1 rRNA gene is annotated in these 1,077 nt (G+C 46.8%); it reads right to left on the reverse strand.

The annotated features are described in order from the left end of the window. Positions 1–1,067, reverse strand: a 23S ribosomal RNA gene (locus HMPREF2658_RS08690); the annotation flags it as partial. Positions 1,068–1,077 lie beyond the last annotated feature (10 nt).

The raw sequence follows: 1,077 nt of genomic DNA on the forward strand, positions 1-1,077 counted from the left end.
ACTTAACATATATTTTGGGACCTTAGCTGGTGGTCTGGGCTGTTTCCCTTTCGAACACGGACCTTATCACCCATGTTCTGACTCCCAAGTTAAATTAATTGGCATTCGGAGTTTGTCTGAATTCGGTAACCCGAGAGGGGCCCCTCGTCCAAACAGTGCTCTACCTCCAATAATCATCACTTGAGGCTAGCCCTAAAGCTATTTCGGAGAGAACCAGCTATCTCCAGGTTCGATTGGAATTTCTCCGCTACCCTCAGTTCATCCGCTCACTTTTCAACGTAAGTCGGTTCGGTCCTCCATTCAGTGTTACCTGAACTTCAACCTGACCAAGGGTAGATCACCTGGTTTCGGGTCTACGACCAAATACTAAACGCCCTATTCAGACTCGCTTTCGCTACGGCTCCACATTTACTGCTTAACCTTGCATCAAATCGTAACTCGCCGGTTCATTCTACAAAAGGCACGCCATCACCCATTAACGGGCTCTGACTACTTGTAAGCACACGGTTTCAGGTTCTATTTCACTCCCCTTCCGGGGTGCTTTTCACCTTTCCCTCACGGTACTGGTTCACTATCGGTCACTAGAGAGTATTTAGCCTTAGGAGATGGTCCTCCCAGATTCCGACGGAATTTCACGTGCTCCGTCGTACTCAGGATCCACTCAAGAGAGACAACATTTTCGACTACAGGATTATTACCTTCTTTGATTCATCTTTCCAGATGATTCGTCTAATGTCGTCCTTTGTAACTCCGTATAGAGTGTCCTACAACCCCAACAAGCAAGCTTGTTGGTTTGGGCTCTTCCCGTTTCGCTCGCCGCTACTAAGGGAATCGAATTTTCTTTCTCTTCCTCCGGGTACTAAGATGTTTCAGTTCTCCGGGTGTGCCTTCTGATATGCTATGTATTCACATATCGATAACATGACATAACTCATGCTGGGTTTCCCCATTCGGAAATCTCTGGATCAAAGCTTACTTACAGCTCCCCAAAGCATATCGTCGTTAGTAACGTCCTTCATCGGCTTCTAGTGCCAAGGCATCCACCGTGCGCCCTTAATAACTTAATCTATGTTTCCA

Source organism: Staphylococcus sp. HMSC062H10 (genome assembly GCF_001836945.1).
Taxonomy (GTDB): domain Bacteria; phylum Bacillota; class Bacilli; order Staphylococcales; family Staphylococcaceae; genus Staphylococcus; species Staphylococcus aureus.